Genomic DNA, 1077 nt, shown 5'->3' with positions numbered 1-1077 from the left:
GCCTTTACCGGCGGCAACGCGGTCGTCGTTGATCACCAACAGGTCAGAAAAACCCTGCTCTTTCGGGTTGCGATAGCTGGCGAAGGAAAAGGTATGGAACGACTTCAACCAGCCGTGATTGGCCAGGCCGCGATCCGAGGCTTTGCGAAGAGTCAGCATGATGAAATCTCCTGTGGGGACGTGAATTCGTCCGACTGAGGAGAAGGTTAATGGTTACTGGTTGATGCAATAAGTAGGTAGAAATTGAAATACTGTCTCGTTGTGGTTGACGGTTTTTTGTGAAATGAATCGCCGGTGTTTGAGGCATAATTCGCCCTAACTCCCGACGACCAAACCTGTGGGAGCGGCGGTGCGGCGATCCCACAGGTTTCAATGTCAGTCAATGCTTCCTGATTTGATCCCAGTGAATTCCAATCCATGAAAACCGTGGCAATGGTGCTGTTTCCCGACTTTCTCCTGCTCGATATGGCCGGGCCCATGGAAGTGTTTTCCATCGCCAATCGTTATCTGAAACCCGACGATCACTATGTGCTGTCAACCATCGGCACTGAGCCCGGCGCACTGCGGGCGTCCAACGGGGTGAGCGTGCATGCCGACCGGCACATCGATCAGGCCTGCGAGGGTTTTGATTTGCTGCTGGTGCCCGGTGGTCCCGGTGCCTACAACGAAAGGCATCCGCCATTGCTCGACTGGCTCAGGCACAACGTCAGCCGGTCCGCCGCTTATGGCTCGATCTGCACCGGGGCGTTCGTGTTGGGGCATGCAGGTTTGCTCGACGGCTATCGCGTCACCACCCATTGGCACTACACCGAGCGGCTGATCAAGGGCTTTCCGAAGGCGATCGTCGAGACCGATCAGATCTTTGTCCAGGACCGTAACCTGATCACCTCCGGTGGCGTCACTGCCGGGATCGACCTGGCGTTGTCGGTGGTGGCCCGGGACCACGGCAAGAAAGTCGCCCAGGACGTGGCCAAGGTGTTGCTGGTGGTGATGAAGCGCCAGGGCGGACAGGCGCAGTTCAGCCCTTTGATGGCGGCGGTGGCCCCTCACGAAACGGCGATTACCCGCGTGCAGAAC

Annotated in this window: 1 protein-coding gene and 1 pseudogene; one reads left to right on the top strand and one right to left on the bottom strand. The window is 57.6% G+C overall.

Annotation, left to right across the window (positions count from 1 at the left end):
• A pseudogene (locus AC1DVH_RS31650) lies at positions 1-159 on the bottom strand (pirin family protein); the annotation flags it as partial.
• 258 nt (positions 160-417) lie between these two features.
• On the opposite strand from AC1DVH_RS31650, the gene AC1DVH_RS31645 reads away from it, so the two are divergent.
• Positions 418-1077, top strand: a 660-nt coding sequence (locus tag AC1DVH_RS31645; RefSeq protein WP_477757096.1) for a GlxA family transcriptional regulator, incomplete at its 3' end; no start/stop codon positions are given.

The sequence above is a fragment of the Pseudomonas sp. P4_C3 genome, from assembly GCF_056402075.1.
The sequence above is the reverse complement of the archived record's forward strand: the minus strand, read 5'-3'. Positions and strand labels throughout refer to the sequence as shown.